The organism is Trinickia caryophylli, assembly GCF_034424545.1.
Lineage (GTDB): Bacteria > Pseudomonadota > Gammaproteobacteria > Burkholderiales > Burkholderiaceae > Trinickia > Trinickia caryophylli.
The window spans coordinates 2583972-2598038 of sequence record NZ_CP139970.1; the positions used below are offsets into that span (position 1 = coordinate 2583972).

A 14067-nucleotide genomic window follows, 5' to 3' on the forward strand; every position below is an offset into this window, starting at 1 on the left:
CGGCGCGGTCCGCATGCGGCTTGCCGCCTACTGCACGGAAACGGCGCCGAAGTTCTGCCGGCCGAACGGGCTGACCTGATAGCCGCTGACGCCGGCGCGCGTGATTGCCGCCGCGGTCGGATAGCCGAGCGGGATCCAGAGCGCTTCGTCATGGATGATCTTTTGCGCGGCTTCATAGGCGCTCGCGCGCTTGCCCTGATCGGCCGTGGCGCGGCCCTCGGCAATGAGCTTGTCGAGCTGCGGATCGCAATAGCGCGCGAAATTGATGCCCGATTTCACGGCATTGCAGCTGAAAAGCGGCGAGAGGTAGTTATCGGGGTCGCCGTTGTCTCCGGACCAGCCCATGAACAGCAGATCATGCTGCCCCTGCTTGGCCTCCTTGATGAGCTCGCCCCATTCGATCACCTTCACCTCGGCCTTCACGCCGATCTTCGCAAGATCGGCCTGCAGCAGCTCCGCGCCCGCTTTCGGATTGGGGTTCAGCACGCTGCCCGTCGGGCGTACCCAGATCGTCGTCGAGAAACCGTTCGGATAGCCGGCCTGCGCGAGCAGCTTTTTGGCTTGCTCGATGTCGTGGGGATACGGCTTGATGGTCTTGTCGTAGCTCCAGGTATTCGGCGGATAGGGATTCGTCGCGGGCTGGGCCGTATTGTCGAAGACGACTTTCAGATAGGTCGCGCGATCGAACGCCAGGTTCAGGGCCTGTCGCACCTTGTCGTTGTCGAGCGGCTTTTTCTGCGTGTTCAATGCCACGAAGGCGGTCATGAACGCCGGTGTTTCGACGACCTTCAACGCCTTGTCGGACTTGGCCGCCGCCACGTCGGCCGGCTTCGGCGAGAGCGCAATGTCGCACTCGCGCGCCTTGACCTTTTGCGCGCGCACGGCCGCATCGGGCGTGATGGCGTAGATGAGCCGGTCGATCTTCGGCTTGGGCCCCCAGTACTGCGGGTTCGCGTCATAGCGGATCACCGCGTCTTTCGTATAGCTCTTCAGGACGAAGGGCCCGGTGCCGACGGGCTTCGCATTGAGGTCCGTCTGTCTGCCGGCCTTGAGCAACTGGTCGGCGTACTCGGCCGAATAGATCGATGCGAAGCCCATCGTCAGGATCGGTACGAATGTCGCGTTGGGCTCGTTGAGCTCGAACTTCACTGTTGCGTCGTCGACTTTCGTCACCGCTTTCACGAGCTTGACGAGGCCCATCGACTGCGCGTGCGGGAACCCGTTCGGTCCCGTCACCTTGTGCCACGGATTGCCCGCATCGAGCATGCGCGAGAACGTGAAAACGACGTCGTCGGCCGTGAGTTCGCGCGTCGGCGAAAAATACTCCGTCTTCTGGAACGCCACATGCGGACGCAGATGGAACGTGTAGGTCAGGCCGTCGGGGCTTGCCTCCCACTTGTCGGCCAGCGCGGGAACGACTTTTTTCGCGACTTCGTCGTAAGACACGAGCGTATTGAAGATCACGTCGGCCGACGCGTTCGTCGTCACGAGCGAGTTGTACTGGACGACGTCGAAGCCGTCGGGGCTCGATTCGGTGCAAACCGTGAGCGGCTTGGCCAGCGACAGGGCTGGCAAGGCGCAGGCAGCGGCGGCGATGAGAGCGGCGATCCGTGTGGCGCGCATGAGTTCTCCGGAGGGCAAGCGTAGTGCTGCTTCGTTGGTATTCGTTCGTTCGCGCGGGCGCCGGCTTCCGAGGCAAGCCCGTGCCATGCCCGGCCCGCGGTCAGCTTAGCCGAAGGCGGCTGGTCCGACAACGGCGCGAAAACTATATCGATATATCGAAAACCTTGCTCGACGCGAAGCCGGCACATGCGGCCGGCGCACCGGGCGGGCCGTCACGGCGCACGCATGAATCGATGCGGCCCGTTGTGGCGCCGGGCGGTCGTACGGTGCCGCACGGCGCCGCGACATCGCGCGAACCGTTGCGCTCGCCGCGTCAACTCTCGGGCTGGCGGGGTTTGCGAGGCGCCTTCTCGAAGAGCGTGTCGTAGAGCGCGCGCGGCAACATCCGCAACGCCAGCGCTACGATGCGCATGGGCCAGGGGAAGACGGCGAAGCGGACCTTGCGATCGATGGCGTTGGCGACTTTGCGCGCGAAGCGATCGACGTCCATCAGGAACGGCATCGGATAGGGATTGTGCGCGGTCATCGGCGTGCGAATGTAGCCGGGCGCGATCGTGACGACGGCGACACCGAAGGGCCGCATTTCCACGCGCAGCGATTCGAGGTAGGTGAGCGCCGCGGCCTTCGAGGCGCTGTAGGCGCCCGAGCCGGGCAGCCCGCGCACGCCGGCAATGCTCGCGATGCCCACGAGCGTGCCGCGTCGTGCTTCGGCCATTGCCGCGGCGAACGGCTCGAAAGTCGCCGCCATGCCGAAGCAGTTGATGTCCATGACTTCGCGAAACGCGTCGAGATCGCCATGGCCTGTGGCGACGCCTTTGCTGATGCCGGCGTTGGCGATCACGACGTCGGGCAGCCCATGCGCGGCAATGAAACGGCGGGCTGCTTCGGCGAGCGAGGCGGGATCGCGCACGTCGGCGCGGTAGCACGAAACGGCCAGCGCCGGGTGTTGCCCGGCAAAGGCCTCGAGCGCATCGACGCGCCGGGCGACGAGCCCGAGCGTTGCCCCGCGGCGGGCGTATTCGGTGGCGAGCGCGAGGCCGATGCCGCTGGACGCGCCGGTGATGAAAACCTTCAGGGCCATTGATCGACCGGCGCGCAGCCGCTTACATCTTCTTCGCGCGAACCTGTGCGACGAGATAGTCGAGCACCTGCAGCGTGCCCGTGAGGCTATTCGTCATGGAGGGGCTCGTTTCGTACTTGCCTTGCACCGCGAGGGTCGGCACGCCATCGATCTTGTAGTCGGAGAGCATTTGCGCGTCGCGCTTGAGCGCGCTTTGCGTCGAGAACGAGTTGTAGGCGTCGAGGAACTTCTTCTTGTCCACCCCTTGCTTGGCCAGGAAGTCGGCCTGCGCCTCGGGCGTGAGCAGGTAATTCTTGTTTTTGTGGATCTCGTTGAAGATCACGGGCGTGAGATCGGTTTTGCCGAGCGCCTCGAGCGCATGGTAGAGCTTGGAGTGCGGAATGAAGTCCGGGCGGAACGCTACCGGCACGCGCTTGAAGACGACGTCCGGGCCTTGCTTCTTCACCCACGCTTCAAGGTACGGATCGAACTCGTTGCAATGGGGGCAACCGTACCAGAAGAACTCGATGACTGCGATCTTGCCGGCCGGCACATCCACGGGCTGGGCCGCCGGAAGGACGCTGTAGTCGGTGCCCGAGACGGGGGCGGAAGGCGACGCCTGCGCCACGCTGAACATGGCGAGACCGACCGAGAAGACGAAAGTGCGAATCAGCTTTTTCATATTGGCCTGGATATCGGTAAGCGGCCGACGCCTGCCGCCACCCGTCTGGAGGTGGGCGAAACAGCGCACGGCCGCCGTCTGAGACTCGCGCCGGCGGCGGTTGGTTCAGCCGCGGGCGGCGCTTCATGCCGTTGCCGGCACATGATCTTACTGCTTCGTGAAGCGGATCACAGCGGTGTCCACACCAGCTTCCGAAAGGCGTTGGCGCGTCGCGTTCATGTCCTCGAACTTGGCGAACGGCCCGATCCGCACGCGATAGTAGGTCGTGCCGCTTGCATCGCGCTGGGTGACTTTCGATTCGAAACCCTGGAACGCAAGGCGCGCGCGCTGCTGTTCGGCATCGGCCGCGGTCTTGTACGAGCCGACCTGCAGGAAGTAGCCGGTATTGGCCTGCGCGCTGGCTGCGCTCGCGGCAGCGGTCGATGCGGAATTCGCCGCATGCTGCTGCGGCGCGGGCGCTGCGCTGCCGGCCGCCGGCGCATTTGCCGTTTGGGGCGGCTTCTTCACGGGGGGCGTGGCGGCGTTGCCGTTTTGCTGCTGCTGGGCCGGGGCCTGCGCCGGTGCGTTGGCGGCACCCGACGCCGAGGGCGGCACTTCGACGATCTGCGGCTCTTCGAGCAGCCCGGGCTGCGCACCGGGCTTCGCCGTGGACTGGCCCGGCGCGGTATTCGGCGGCGGATTCTGGGCGGCTTGCGGTGCCACCGGCTGGCCCGGCGACTTCCCTTGCAGGGAGCGGTTGGGGTCGTATTGCTGGTCGACGGCGCCGCCCGATGCCGGCGGCTGCACTTTCTCGACGAAAGGCGTGGGCGCGCGCGTGATATAGAGCGCGACGACCACGGCAATCGCCAGCCCGACGATGAGACCGAGGACGATGCCGAGGAAGGTGCTTCCCTTTTGCTTGGCCTGTTTCGATGTGCTGCGCGGCGGAGTGCGGCTCGGTTTTGCCATTATCTGAATCACCTGCGAAAGAAACCCGGAAATCGGAAATTTCGGGCGGGGCGCCATGAAGGCGTGCCCATGCGGCCCCCGATTATAGCGAGGGGGCCGCACGCCGCCCGTGTGCCGTTACATCTTCGTCGGCGCCGATACGCCGATGATGGCAAGACCGTTGGCCAGCACTTGTCGCGTGGCCGCGATGAGGGCAATGCGCGCTTCGCGCTCGTCGCGCTCGTCCACGAGAACGCGCTCGGCATTGTAGAACGAGTGGAATTCGCCGGCGAGTTCGCGCAGATAGAACGCGACCGCGTGCGGGGCCAGCTCCTGTGCGGCGTGCGTGAGTACGTCGGGGTACTCGGCGAGCTTCGCGAGCAGGGCGCTCGCGCGCTCGCTCGTGAGCGGCGCCGTGCTCGTGCGTGCGAGCACGGATTCGTCGCCGCCGAAGCGTGCCTTCCATTCGTTGAGCACCGAGCAGATCCGCGCGTGCGCGTATTGCACGTAGTAGACGGGATTCTCGTCGTTTTGCTTCAGCGCGAGGTCGACGTCGAATACGAATTCGGTATCGGCCTTGCGCGAGATGAGGAAAAAGCGCACCGCGTCGCGCCCGCGCCGGATCGTTGCTTCGTCGACGAGATCGGGAGAGGCTTCGGAGCCCGGCGCCGCGCCGCCCGACCATTCGATGAGGTCGCGCACGGTCACGTAGCTGCCTGCCCGCTTCGAAATCTTGACCTCCTGACCGTCGCGCATGACGGTGACCATCTTGTGCAGCACGTAGTCGGGGTAACCCAGCGGAATGCCGACGCCCAGTGCCTGCAGACCGGCGCGCACGCGCGCGATCGTGCCGTGATGGTCCGAGCCCTGAATGTTGATGACCTTCGTGAAGCCGCGCTCCCACTTCGTCACGTGATAGGCGACGTCGGGCACGAAGTACGTATAGGTGCCGTCGGACTTGCGCATCACGCGGTCCTTGTCGTCGCCGTACTCGGTTGTGCGCAGCCACAGCGCGCCATCCTGCTCGAACGTCTTGCCGGCGGCCACGAGCGCCTGCACGGTCTTCTCGACGCGTCCTTCGGTATAAAGCGACGATTCGAGGTAGTAGCGGTCGAACTTCACGCCGAACGCCTGCAGGTCCATGTCCTGCTCGTGGCGCAGATAGGCCACGGCGAACCTGCGGATGGCTTCGATGTTCTCCGGGTCGCCCGCGCCCTTGACGGGTTCGCCGTCCGAGGCCGAGACCGTCTCGCCGTTCAGATAGTCGCGGGCGATGTCGGCGATGTACTCGCCGTTGTAGGCGGCCTCGGGCCAGCCCGCGTCGCCGGGCTTGAGCCCGCGCGCGCGCGCCTGCGTGGACACAGCCAGGTTTTGGATCTGCACGCCCGCGTCGTTGTAGTAGAACTCGCGGTGCACGTCGTAGCCCTGGCTCGCGAGCACGTTGGCGAGGGCGTCGCCGAGCGCCGCCTGGCGGCCGTGGCCCACGTGCAGCGGGCCCGTGGGGTTGGCCGACACGAACTCGAGCAGCACGTGCTTGCCGGCATCGGCCTGCGAGCGGCCGAATGCCGCGGCCTCGTCGAGCACGGCCGCGACCACGGCCTGCCTGGCGCCGGCGGTGAGCCGCAGGTTGATGAAGCCGGGGCCGGCGATCTCGGCGCTCTGCACGAGACCGTGCGCGTCCGGCTGCGCGACGAGCGCGTCGACAATGCGCTGCGCGAGCTCGCGCGGGTTCTTCTTGAGCGGCTTGGCGAGCTGCATGGCGGCGTTGCAGGCGACATCGCCGTGCGCGGCCGCCTTGGGCCGTTCGAGCACGATCGCGGGCAAGGCAGGCGCGGTTGCGCCTGCGAGTTCGGTGGCCACTTGCTGGACGCTCGTGGCGAGCAGCGTTTCGAGAGTCTGTTTCTGTACGGGCAGCATGCTGATTCGGTCAGTCGAATGGGGCGTTGGCGCCGAGGCGCGAAGCGAAGCGCGAGGCGGGCCGCGCCGGGCGCCCGGCGCGCGCTGCGGCCGGCCGGGGCATGGTGCGTGGCCGGCGCGTGCGGGCGCGCTTGTTTTGAGGCTAGGCCGATTTTAACAGGGTGCTAATATCTTGAATCAGCGGCACCGTGCCGGCGGCGGTAGCCGGCGGCAGCCGCGGTGCTTTGCGTTCGACACGAAAACCTGGGGAATGGGTCATGCTCATCACTTTCAAATGCCGCTCGGCGCCGGACGTCATCATGCTCGAGAACCTGGCCCAATATCTGGTCGGGATCGTCGGCAAGCCGCTTGGCGCACGCGGCGTCATCACGCACGACGAACTCGATGCGGCCATCGCGAAGCTCGAGGCGGCCATCGTCGTCGATAAGAAAGAGGCCGCCGAGCACGAGGGCCATTTCCATGAGGGCGAGGACGGCCACGAGCCGCACGAGTTGCCGATCGGACTCGCGCAACGCGCATTCCCGTTCCTCGACATGCTGCGCGCGGCGAGAAAGGACAACACCGACGTCCTCTGGGGCGTCTGAGGCGCACGAAGCGCACGAAGCGCGCAGGCCGCCTGCCCGCATGGCAGGTACGGCGGTCGGCATCCGCCGCGTCGTCCGTTGGAAAGCGAAGAGCCCGCTTCCGGCTGTCGGTCGGAAGCGGGCTCCTGTTTTTTGGCGGCCGCCAAAGTCCACCACAGTCCACCGCGGCCCTGCCGGACGTCGAGGCCGGCACGGCTCGGGCACGCGGGGGCGCTCAGAGTTGCGGCGCGAGCGCGCGTTCGGCGTCGGTCATCGACAGCCCCATGCGGCGCGCATAGTCCTCGAGCTGATCGCGGCCGATCTTGCCGACCGAGAAGTAGCGGCTTTCCGGGTGCGCGATGTAAAAGCCCGAGACGCTGGCGGCGGGCAGCATGGCGAGCGAATCGGTCACGGTCATGCTGGCTTCCTCGGCCTTGAGTACCCGGAACAGATCGCGCTTCACGAGATGATCGGGGCAGGCCGGGTAGCCCGGGGCGGGCCGGATGCCCGCATAACGCTCGGCGATCAGCGCTTCGTTGTCGAGCGTTTCGTCTGACGCATAGCCCCACAACTCGCGCCGCACCCGCGCATGCATCGCCTCGGCAAACGCCTCGGCAAAGCGGTCCGCGAGCGCCTTGAGCATGATCGCGCTGTAGTCGTCGTGATCGGCGAGGAACTGCTTTTCCTTCACGTCGACGCCGAGGCCGGCCGTGACGGCGAAAAGACCGATGTAATCGGCCACTCCGGATTCCTTCGGTGCGATGAAATCGGCGAGCGAACGGTTCGGCCGCATGACGCCGTCGACGACGGGCCGTACCGACTGCTGGCGCAGATTGCGCCATGTCAGCGCCACCTCGCTGCGCGATTCGTCGGTGTAGATCTCGATGTCGTCGTCGCCGACCGTATTGGCGGGCAACAGCGCGATGACGCCGTTCGCCGTGAGCCAGCGGCCCTGGATGAGCCGCGAGAGCATCGTCTTGGCGTCCGAGAAGACGCGTCTTGCCGATTCGCCCACGATCTCGTCGTTGAGGATTGCCGGATACGCGCCGGCAAGGTCCCAGGTCTGGAAGAACGGGCCCCAGTCGATGTAATCGACGAGTTCGTTGAGGTCGTAGTTCTTGAAAAGACGCCGGCCGACGAACTTCGGTTTCACGGGCCGGTAGCCGGCCCAGTCGATCTTCGTCTTGTTCGCGCGCGCTTCGGCGAGCGTGACCATCGGCTGCGCCTTCTTGTTCGCATGCTGCTCGCGGATGCGGGCGTAGTCGGCCTTCAGCTCGTCGAGGTACTTGGCCGCGCCTTCGTCGGAAAGCAGGTTCGAGGCGACCGAGACGGAACGCGACGCATCGGGCACGTAGACCACGGGCCCTTCGTAATGCGGGGCGATCTTCACGGCCGTGTGCACGCGCGAGGTCGTTGCGCCGCCGATCAGCAGCGGGATCTTTCGGATGCGGAAATACTCGTCGCGCTGCATCTCGGAGGCGACGTAGGCCATCTCCTCGAGGCTCGGCGTAATGAGTCCCGACAGGCCGACGATATCGGCGCCTTCGACCTTCGCCTTCGCGAGAATGTCGCTGCAGGGCACCATGACGCCCATGTTCACGACCTCGAAGTTGTTGCATTGGAGGACGACGGAGACGATGTTCTTGCCGATGTCGTGCACGTCGCCTTTGACGGTCGCGATGACGATCTTGCCCTTCGCGCGCACGTCGCCGCCCGCTTCGGCGAGCAGCCGCTTTTCTTCCTCGATGAACGGGATGAGGTGCGCGACGGCCTGCTTCATGACGCGCGCCGACTTGACCACCTGCGGCAGAAACATCTTGCCCTGGCCGAAGAGGTCGCCCACGATGTTCATGCCGTCCATCAACGGCCCTTCGATCACGTTGATCGGCCGGCCGCCCGCGGCGGCGATCTTCTGACGCGCTTCCTCGGTGTCTTCGACGATGAACGTCGTGATGCCGTGCACCAGCGCGTGGGCGAGGCGCGCCTCGACGGGCTGATTGCGCCACTCGAGGTTTTCCTCCTTTTTCGCGGCGCCGGCCTTGAACTTGTCGGCGATTTCGAGCAGGCGGTCGGTGGCGTCGCCCCGGCGGTTCAGAACCACGTCCTCCACGCGCTCGCGCAGCTCGGCGTCGAGCTCGGCATAGACGCCGAGCTGCCCGGCGTTGACGATGCCCATATCCATGCCCGCCTGGATCGCGTGATAGAGGAAGACGGTGTGAATCGCCTCGCGCACCGGATCGTTGCCGCGAAACGAGAACGACACGTTCGAAACGCCGCCGCTCACCTTCGCGTAAGGCAGGTTCTGCTTGATCCAGCGCGTTGCCTCGATGAAGTCGACGGCGTAGTTGTTGTGCTCTTCGATGCCGGTGGCCACGGCGAAGATGTTCGGATCGAAGATGATGTCTTCCGGTGGAAAGCCCACCTCGTCGACGAGGATCCGATACGAGCGCGTGCAGATTTCGGTCTTGCGCTGGAACGTATCGGCCTGCCCCGTTTCATCGAACGCCATGACCACGGCCGCTGCGCCATAGCGGCGAATGAGGTTTGCGTGATGGCGGAACGCGTCCTCGCCTTCCTTCAGCGAGATCGAGTTGACGATCGCCTTGCCTTGCACGCACTTGAGGCCCGCTTCGATCACTTCCCACTTCGACGAATCGATCATGATCGGCACGCGCGCGATGTCGGGCTCCGAGGCGATGAGATTCAGAAAGCGGACCATCGCCGCCTTCGAATCGAGCATCGCTTCGTCCATGTTGATGTCGATGATCTGCGCGCCGTTTTCGACCTGCTGCCGCGCGACCGCGAGCGCCTCGTCGAACTGGCCGTTGAGGATCATGCGCGCGAACGCCTTCGAGCCGGTCACGTTGGTGCGTTCGCCGACGTTGATGAAAAGCGTCCCGGTCGTGACGTTGAACGGCTCGAGGCCGGCAAGGCGCATCGTGTGGTCGGTCATGATGAATGCGGTTCGGTGATCGGTTCGTCGTTGCCGCGTGCGCGGCGACTCGAGGCCCGTGCGGCGCGGGTTAGCGCCACACGGGGCGTGCGTCGGCTCAGGCCGCCTCGCGGTACTGGCCGGGCCAGCGCCGCGGCTTCACCTCGGCGAGCGCCTTGGCGATCGCCGCGATATGCTCGGGCGTGGTGCCGCAGCACCCGCCGGCGAGGTTGACGAGGCCAGCCTGCGCGAACTCCTTGAGCAGGCCGGAGGTGTCCTCGGGTGTTTCGTCGAAGCCGGTCTCGCTCATCGGGTTCGGCAGGCCCGCGTTCGGATAGCACGACACATAGGTATCGCACAGCTTGGATAGCTCGGCGATGTATGGCCGCATGAGCGCGGCACCCAACGCGCAGTTGAGGCCGAACGTGAGCGGCTTCGCGTGCCGCAGCGAGTTCCAGAACGCTTCGACGGTCTGCCCCGAGAGGATGCGGCCCGAGGCGTCGGTGACCGTGCCCGAGACCATGATCGGCAGCCGCTCGCCCGTGTTCTCGAAAAGTTCGTCGAGCGCGAAGAGCGCCGCCTTGGCGTTGAGCGTATCGAAGATCGTTTCGACGAGGAAAAGGTCCGCGCCACCCTCGAGCAGCGCCGCGGCCTGCTCATAGTAGGCCGCGCGCAGTTCGTCGAAGCTTACGTTGCGTGCGCCCGGGTCGTTCACGTCGGGCGAGATGCTGGCCGTCTTCGGGGTCGGGCCGATTGCGCCGGCCACGAAGCGCGGCTTGTCGGGCGTCGAATATTTCTCGCAGGCGGCGCGTGCGAGCCGCGCCGACGCAACGTTCATTTCGTGCGCGAGCGACTGCATGCCGTAATCGGCCTGCGCCACGCTCGTTGCGCCGAACGTGTTCGTCTCGATGATATCGGCGCCGGCCGCCAGATACTGCTCGTGGATTTCGCCGATGATCCGAGGCTGCGTCAGCGAGAGCAGTTCGTTGTTGCCTTTCACGTCGTGCGGGAAATCCTTGAAGCGTTCGCCGCGGTAGCGTGCCTCGTCCAGCTTGTAACGCTGGATCATCGTGCCCATTGCGCCGTCGAGGATCAGGATGCGCGAGGCAAGCAGCGCGGGCAGGGCTGCGCCCCGCGTATAGGCGGATGCCGCCGCCGCGGTGCGCGCGGCGGGCTTCCCGGCGGAAGGGGCGGATGAGGCGGCAGACGTGGTCATGGCAAAAAAGGCACGGACGGTGTGCGCGATCGGAGAAACCATACATTGTAGCGGCAGCCGACGGCAGCCGCCCGGCGCGGCCCGCCCGCCGCGCGCGCAGAAAAAAACCCCGCCGGCGAAGCCGGACGGGGTTTCTCACGGACTGCGGGAGGTGTCGCGCCGCCGCGCGCACCGTATCAGTGCAGCACGACGGGTTGATTCATCAGGCTGTCGAACTGGCCTAGGAACTCGTCGACTTCATCGAGCGACGGTTCTTCCTCGATCAGCTTGCGCACGTGTTCACGGAAACGTGCCGCCATTGCGCCATCGATGAAGATCTCGCGCTGCGTGTTCTTGTCCACGATTTCATAGCCACCCGCGTTCATCGCGAGGTGGCCGGCCTGCGGCGCGAACTCGACGACACAATAATTGGGGCTGTTGTAGATCATCTGCATGGCGACACTCCTTATTCCGTTTGGCTCCTGGCCGTTTCCGCCCTGTAATTGGAGCGTTGTGTATGGAATTTCAAGGGGTGGGTCTTAAACGACGCTTAAACCGAGCAAGAAACCGACCTCGCATTCCAAACACGGCGTCGCAGACCTGAAATTTAGACCCTGGCCATACAAAACGTTCGAGCGGCGAGTGCAACATCGGTAAGCAATTGTGCGCACCGATATCACTCTTAACGGCAGCGCAGGCCGCCGGTTTAGGGCTTTTCGCGCACCGGCGCTTGTTCCGGTGCAACGCCTGACGTATCCGGGGGCGTCACCCGCGGGTCCGCATTTTCCGAGCCCGAGGGGCCGGGGCGGCCGTGCCAGACGAGCTCCACCACGGTGCCGTTCGGTTCGGTCTGCGCAATGCGTACGGGTAACCAGCCGAGCGCCGGGGCCAGCCAGACGTCGATGCGCCGCGAATCGCCCGCGCGCCGAGGCAGTCGCATGAAATGCCGCGCGTTCACGAAGCCGCTCGACGTCCGGACGGTTTCGTCTCCGATCGTCTCGATGGGCCAGATCTCGCCGCTGTCGCTGTCGGCGACGTAAAAATTGCGCGTCACGCCCGGCCGATAGACCTCGGGATCCCCGCGCACGAGGCTCGCGAGCTGCATGACCATGCTGAAGCGATCCTGCGCGCCGTCCGGCAACGCGAGCGTCGCGCTCGTGCGCGTGAAGGCGATGCGTTTTGCGTCGCGCTCGAACGTTGTCACATTCTCGCCGCGGCGCCCGCGGTGCTCGACGTAACGTTCGGGTGCGAGTCCGAATGCGTCGATGCGGCCCCGGCTGGCATAGGTGAATGTTCCGACGAACGGCAGCGGTATCGACACCTCCATTTCGTAGCTTTTCCCGTCGCTGGCCCAGTGAATCGTGCCCGATTGGTTTTGCACGCCGTTGTAAAACGTGTCGTAGCTGAGGTCGCCGGACGGCGGGACCGAGAACTTGGCGCCGCTTTCGCCTGCACTGCCGTGGCCGTCCGTTGCCGGGCCGCCCGGCGCCGCTCCCGAGCCTGCGGAGGCGCCCGAGGCTTGCGTTTGCGCGGAAGGCGCGCTTGCGGCCGTGGCCGGGGCGGCCGGCGCCTGCTTCGCGGGGGCGAGGGCTTGCAGCACGGAGTCTTCGCGCCGGTGCGGTGCGCCTCGCCGCGCGGGAGCGGGGCGTGGCGCCGGCGAGCTGCCGGCGTGCCCTGTCGACGGCTCGCGGGCGACGCGCTCGGGCTGCAGCAGCGCGACTTCGACGGGCGGCGTGGCAGCCGGGGGGGCGAACGCGTCGCGCTGACGGGCGAACCAGATTCCGAGCGCCAGATGGAGGCACACCACGCCGACGAGTACGACGCTCCATCGCCACGCGCGCGGTGCTGCACGGCGGTCGGCGAGTGGAACATCCGGGGCGTAGGCGAAGGTCATGGCGGCGAGGCTGCTGCAAGCGAAGACAGGCAAAGACGAGCGAAGACGAGCAAAGACGAAGGGCGACGAACGCGCGGGCGGCCGAGTCAGGATGGCGAACGAATTCTCGTGAGGCGGCCGCCTGGCCGGGCGCGATTCGAACGCTCCGGCGGGCGCGGCCGGCGAGCGTATCGACGCCGCGTCGAAGACTACGATCCATCATCGTAAAATAGATTCCCTCTATCGTCACAGCAACGCCTTCACTCTCCATGAAACTTGCCACGCTCAAGGACGGCTCGCGCGACGGGCAGCTCATCGTCGTGTCGCGCGATCTGCGCACGGCCGCGATCGCGGACGCCATCGCGCCCACGCTGCAGCGCGCACTGGACGATTGGCCGTTCTATGCGCCTCAGCTCGCGGAACTCTCCGATTTCCTGAACCACGGCCGCGCGCGCCATGCTTTCGCCTTCGAGCCGAAAGACTGCATGGCGCCTCTGCCGCGCGCATACCAATGGGCCGACGGCTCGGCCTACGTGAACCACGTGGAACTCGTGAGGCGTGCGCGCGGCGCCGAGATGCCGCCCGAGTTCTGGTCCGATCCGCTCATGTACCAGGGCGGCAGCGACGATTTCCTCGGCCCTTGCGACGATATCGTTTGCGCTAGCGAGGCGTTCGGCATCGACTTCGAGGCGGAGGTGGCCGTGGTGACGGGCGACGTGCCGATGGGCGCGAGCCCTGAGGCCGCCGCGAAGAGCGTGAGGCTCGTCGTGCTCGCCAACGACGTTTCGCTGCGCAACCTGATTCCGGACGAACTCGCGAAGGGTTTCGGCTTCTTCCAGAGCAAGCCGGCCACCTCCTTTTCGCCCGTTGCCGTGACGCCCGACGAACTGGGCGAGCATTGGCGCGATGCCCGCCTGCATCGGCCCGTGATCGTTCATTGGAACGGCCGCAAGGTCGGTCAGCCCGATGCCGGAACCGACATGGTGTTCCACTTCGGCCAGCTGATCGCGCATGCGGCGAAGACGCGCAATTTGCGGGCCGGTTCCATCGTCGGCTCGGGGACGGTCTCGAACAAGGACGACAAGCGCGGCTATGGCTGCATTGCCGAGAAGCGCTGCCTCGAAACCATTGCGACGGGCGCGCCGGGCACCGAATTCATGAAGTACGGCGATACCGTCAAGATCGAGGTGTTCGACGAGGCGGGGCGATCGATCTTCGGCGCCATCGAGCAGTCGGTCGCACCGCCCGACGAGGCCCGCTGAGCGGCATCGCGCCGGGTTTCGCCCGATGACCGG

At 65.9% G+C, this 14067-nt stretch carries 11 protein-coding genes; 2 read left to right on the forward strand and 9 right to left on the reverse strand.

All coding sequences use genetic code 11. The features are described 5' to 3' along the window. Positions 1-27: 27 nt before the first annotated feature. From U0034_RS11605 to argS, 5 genes are all read right to left on the reverse strand, one after another. A complete protein-coding gene (locus U0034_RS11605) occupies positions 28-1623 on the reverse strand; it encodes an ABC transporter substrate-binding protein (protein WP_085227757.1) in 1596 nt (531 codons plus the stop codon). Positions 1624-1936: 313 nt separating this feature from the next. Continuing rightward, positions 1937-2704, reverse strand: a complete 768-nt coding sequence (locus tag U0034_RS11610) for an SDR family oxidoreductase (RefSeq protein WP_085227758.1) — start codon at positions 2702-2704, stop codon at positions 1937-1939. A gap of 22 nt (positions 2705-2726) precedes the next feature. Then, positions 2727-3365: a thiol:disulfide interchange protein DsbA/DsbL gene (locus U0034_RS11615; RefSeq protein ID WP_085227759.1), complete on the reverse strand. Its 639-nt coding sequence runs from the start codon at positions 3363-3365 to the stop codon at positions 2727-2729. 147 nt (positions 3366-3512) lie between these two features. Beyond that, positions 3513-4313 carry an SPOR domain-containing protein gene (locus U0034_RS11620; protein WP_085228095.1) on the reverse strand — a complete coding sequence of 267 codons (801 nt, stop codon included), beginning with the start codon at positions 4311-4313 and terminating at the stop codon, positions 3513-3515. A 117-nt stretch (positions 4314-4430) separates the two neighbouring features. After that, positions 4431-6209 carry an arginine--tRNA ligase gene (gene argS / locus U0034_RS11625; protein ID WP_085227760.1) on the reverse strand — a complete coding sequence of 593 codons (1779 nt, stop codon included), beginning with the start codon at positions 6207-6209 and terminating at the stop codon, positions 4431-4433. A 257-nt stretch (positions 6210-6466) separates the two neighbouring features. Between argS and U0034_RS11630 the strand changes: the two genes are divergently transcribed. Then, positions 6467-6793 (forward strand): DUF1840 domain-containing protein, encoded by a 327-nt coding sequence (locus U0034_RS11630; protein ID WP_085227761.1) that lies wholly within the window; start codon positions 6467-6469, stop codon positions 6791-6793. A 214-nt stretch (positions 6794-7007) separates the two neighbouring features. Here the strand turns inward: U0034_RS11630 and metH are convergent, their stop codons facing one another. From metH to U0034_RS11650, 4 genes are all read right to left on the reverse strand, one after another. Then, entirely contained in the window at positions 7008-9725 is a 2718-nt protein-coding gene (metH, locus tag U0034_RS11635; protein ID WP_085227762.1) for a methionine synthase, read from the reverse strand. A 97-nt stretch (positions 9726-9822) separates the two neighbouring features. Then, positions 9823-10920 (reverse strand): homocysteine S-methyltransferase family protein, encoded by a 1098-nt coding sequence (locus tag U0034_RS11640; protein WP_085227763.1) that lies wholly within the window; start codon positions 10918-10920, stop codon positions 9823-9825. Between the two features lie 176 nt (positions 10921-11096). After that, positions 11097-11354, reverse strand: coding sequence for a BTH_I0359 family protein (locus U0034_RS11645; protein ID WP_085227764.1), 258 nt, complete (start codon positions 11352-11354; stop codon positions 11097-11099). A gap of 251 nt (positions 11355-11605) precedes the next feature. Beyond that, positions 11606-12793 carry a DUF3108 domain-containing protein gene (locus tag U0034_RS11650; protein WP_085227765.1) on the reverse strand — a complete coding sequence of 396 codons (1188 nt, stop codon included), beginning with the start codon at positions 12791-12793 and terminating at the stop codon, positions 11606-11608. Positions 12794-13041: 248 nt separating this feature from the next. On the opposite strand from U0034_RS11650, the gene U0034_RS11655 reads away from it, so the two are divergent. Continuing rightward, positions 13042-14034, forward strand: a complete 993-nt coding sequence (locus U0034_RS11655; RefSeq protein WP_085227766.1) for a fumarylacetoacetate hydrolase family protein — start codon at positions 13042-13044, stop codon at positions 14032-14034. The last annotated feature ends 33 nt before the right edge of the window (positions 14035-14067 follow it).

What these genes read in the sequence shown, in the direction of transcription:
- U0034_RS11605 (WP_085227757.1), bottom strand. Translation starts at nt 1,623, where the DNA reads ATGCGCGCCACACGGATCGCCGCTCTCATCGCCGCCGCTGCCTGCGCC.
- U0034_RS11610 (WP_085227758.1), bottom strand. Translation starts at nt 2,704, where the DNA reads ATGGCCCTGAAGGTTTTCATCACCGGCGCGTCCAGCGGCATCGGCCTC.
- U0034_RS11615 (WP_085227759.1), bottom strand. Translation starts at nt 3,365, where the DNA reads ATGAAAAAGCTGATTCGCACTTTCGTCTTCTCGGTCGGTCTCGCCATG.
- U0034_RS11620 (WP_085228095.1), bottom strand. Translation starts at nt 4,313, where the DNA reads ATGGCAAAACCGAGCCGCACTCCGCCGCGCAGCACATCGAAACAGGCC.
- argS (WP_085227760.1), bottom strand. Translation starts at nt 6,209, where the DNA reads ATGCTGCCCGTACAGAAACAGACTCTCGAAACGCTGCTCGCCACGAGC.
- U0034_RS11630 (WP_085227761.1), top strand. Translation starts at nt 6,467, where the DNA reads ATGCTCATCACTTTCAAATGCCGCTCGGCGCCGGACGTCATCATGCTC.
- metH (WP_085227762.1), bottom strand. Translation starts at nt 9,725, where the DNA reads ATGACCGACCACACGATGCGCCTTGCCGGCCTCGAGCCGTTCAACGTC.
- U0034_RS11640 (WP_085227763.1), bottom strand. Translation starts at nt 10,920, where the DNA reads ATGACCACGTCTGCCGCCTCATCCGCCCCTTCCGCCGGGAAGCCCGCC.
- U0034_RS11645 (WP_085227764.1), bottom strand. Translation starts at nt 11,354, where the DNA reads ATGCAGATGATCTACAACAGCCCCAATTATTGTGTCGTCGAGTTCGCG.
- U0034_RS11650 (WP_085227765.1), bottom strand. Translation starts at nt 12,793, where the DNA reads ATGACCTTCGCCTACGCCCCGGATGTTCCACTCGCCGACCGCCGTGCA.
- U0034_RS11655 (WP_085227766.1), top strand. Translation starts at nt 13,042, where the DNA reads ATGAAACTTGCCACGCTCAAGGACGGCTCGCGCGACGGGCAGCTCATC.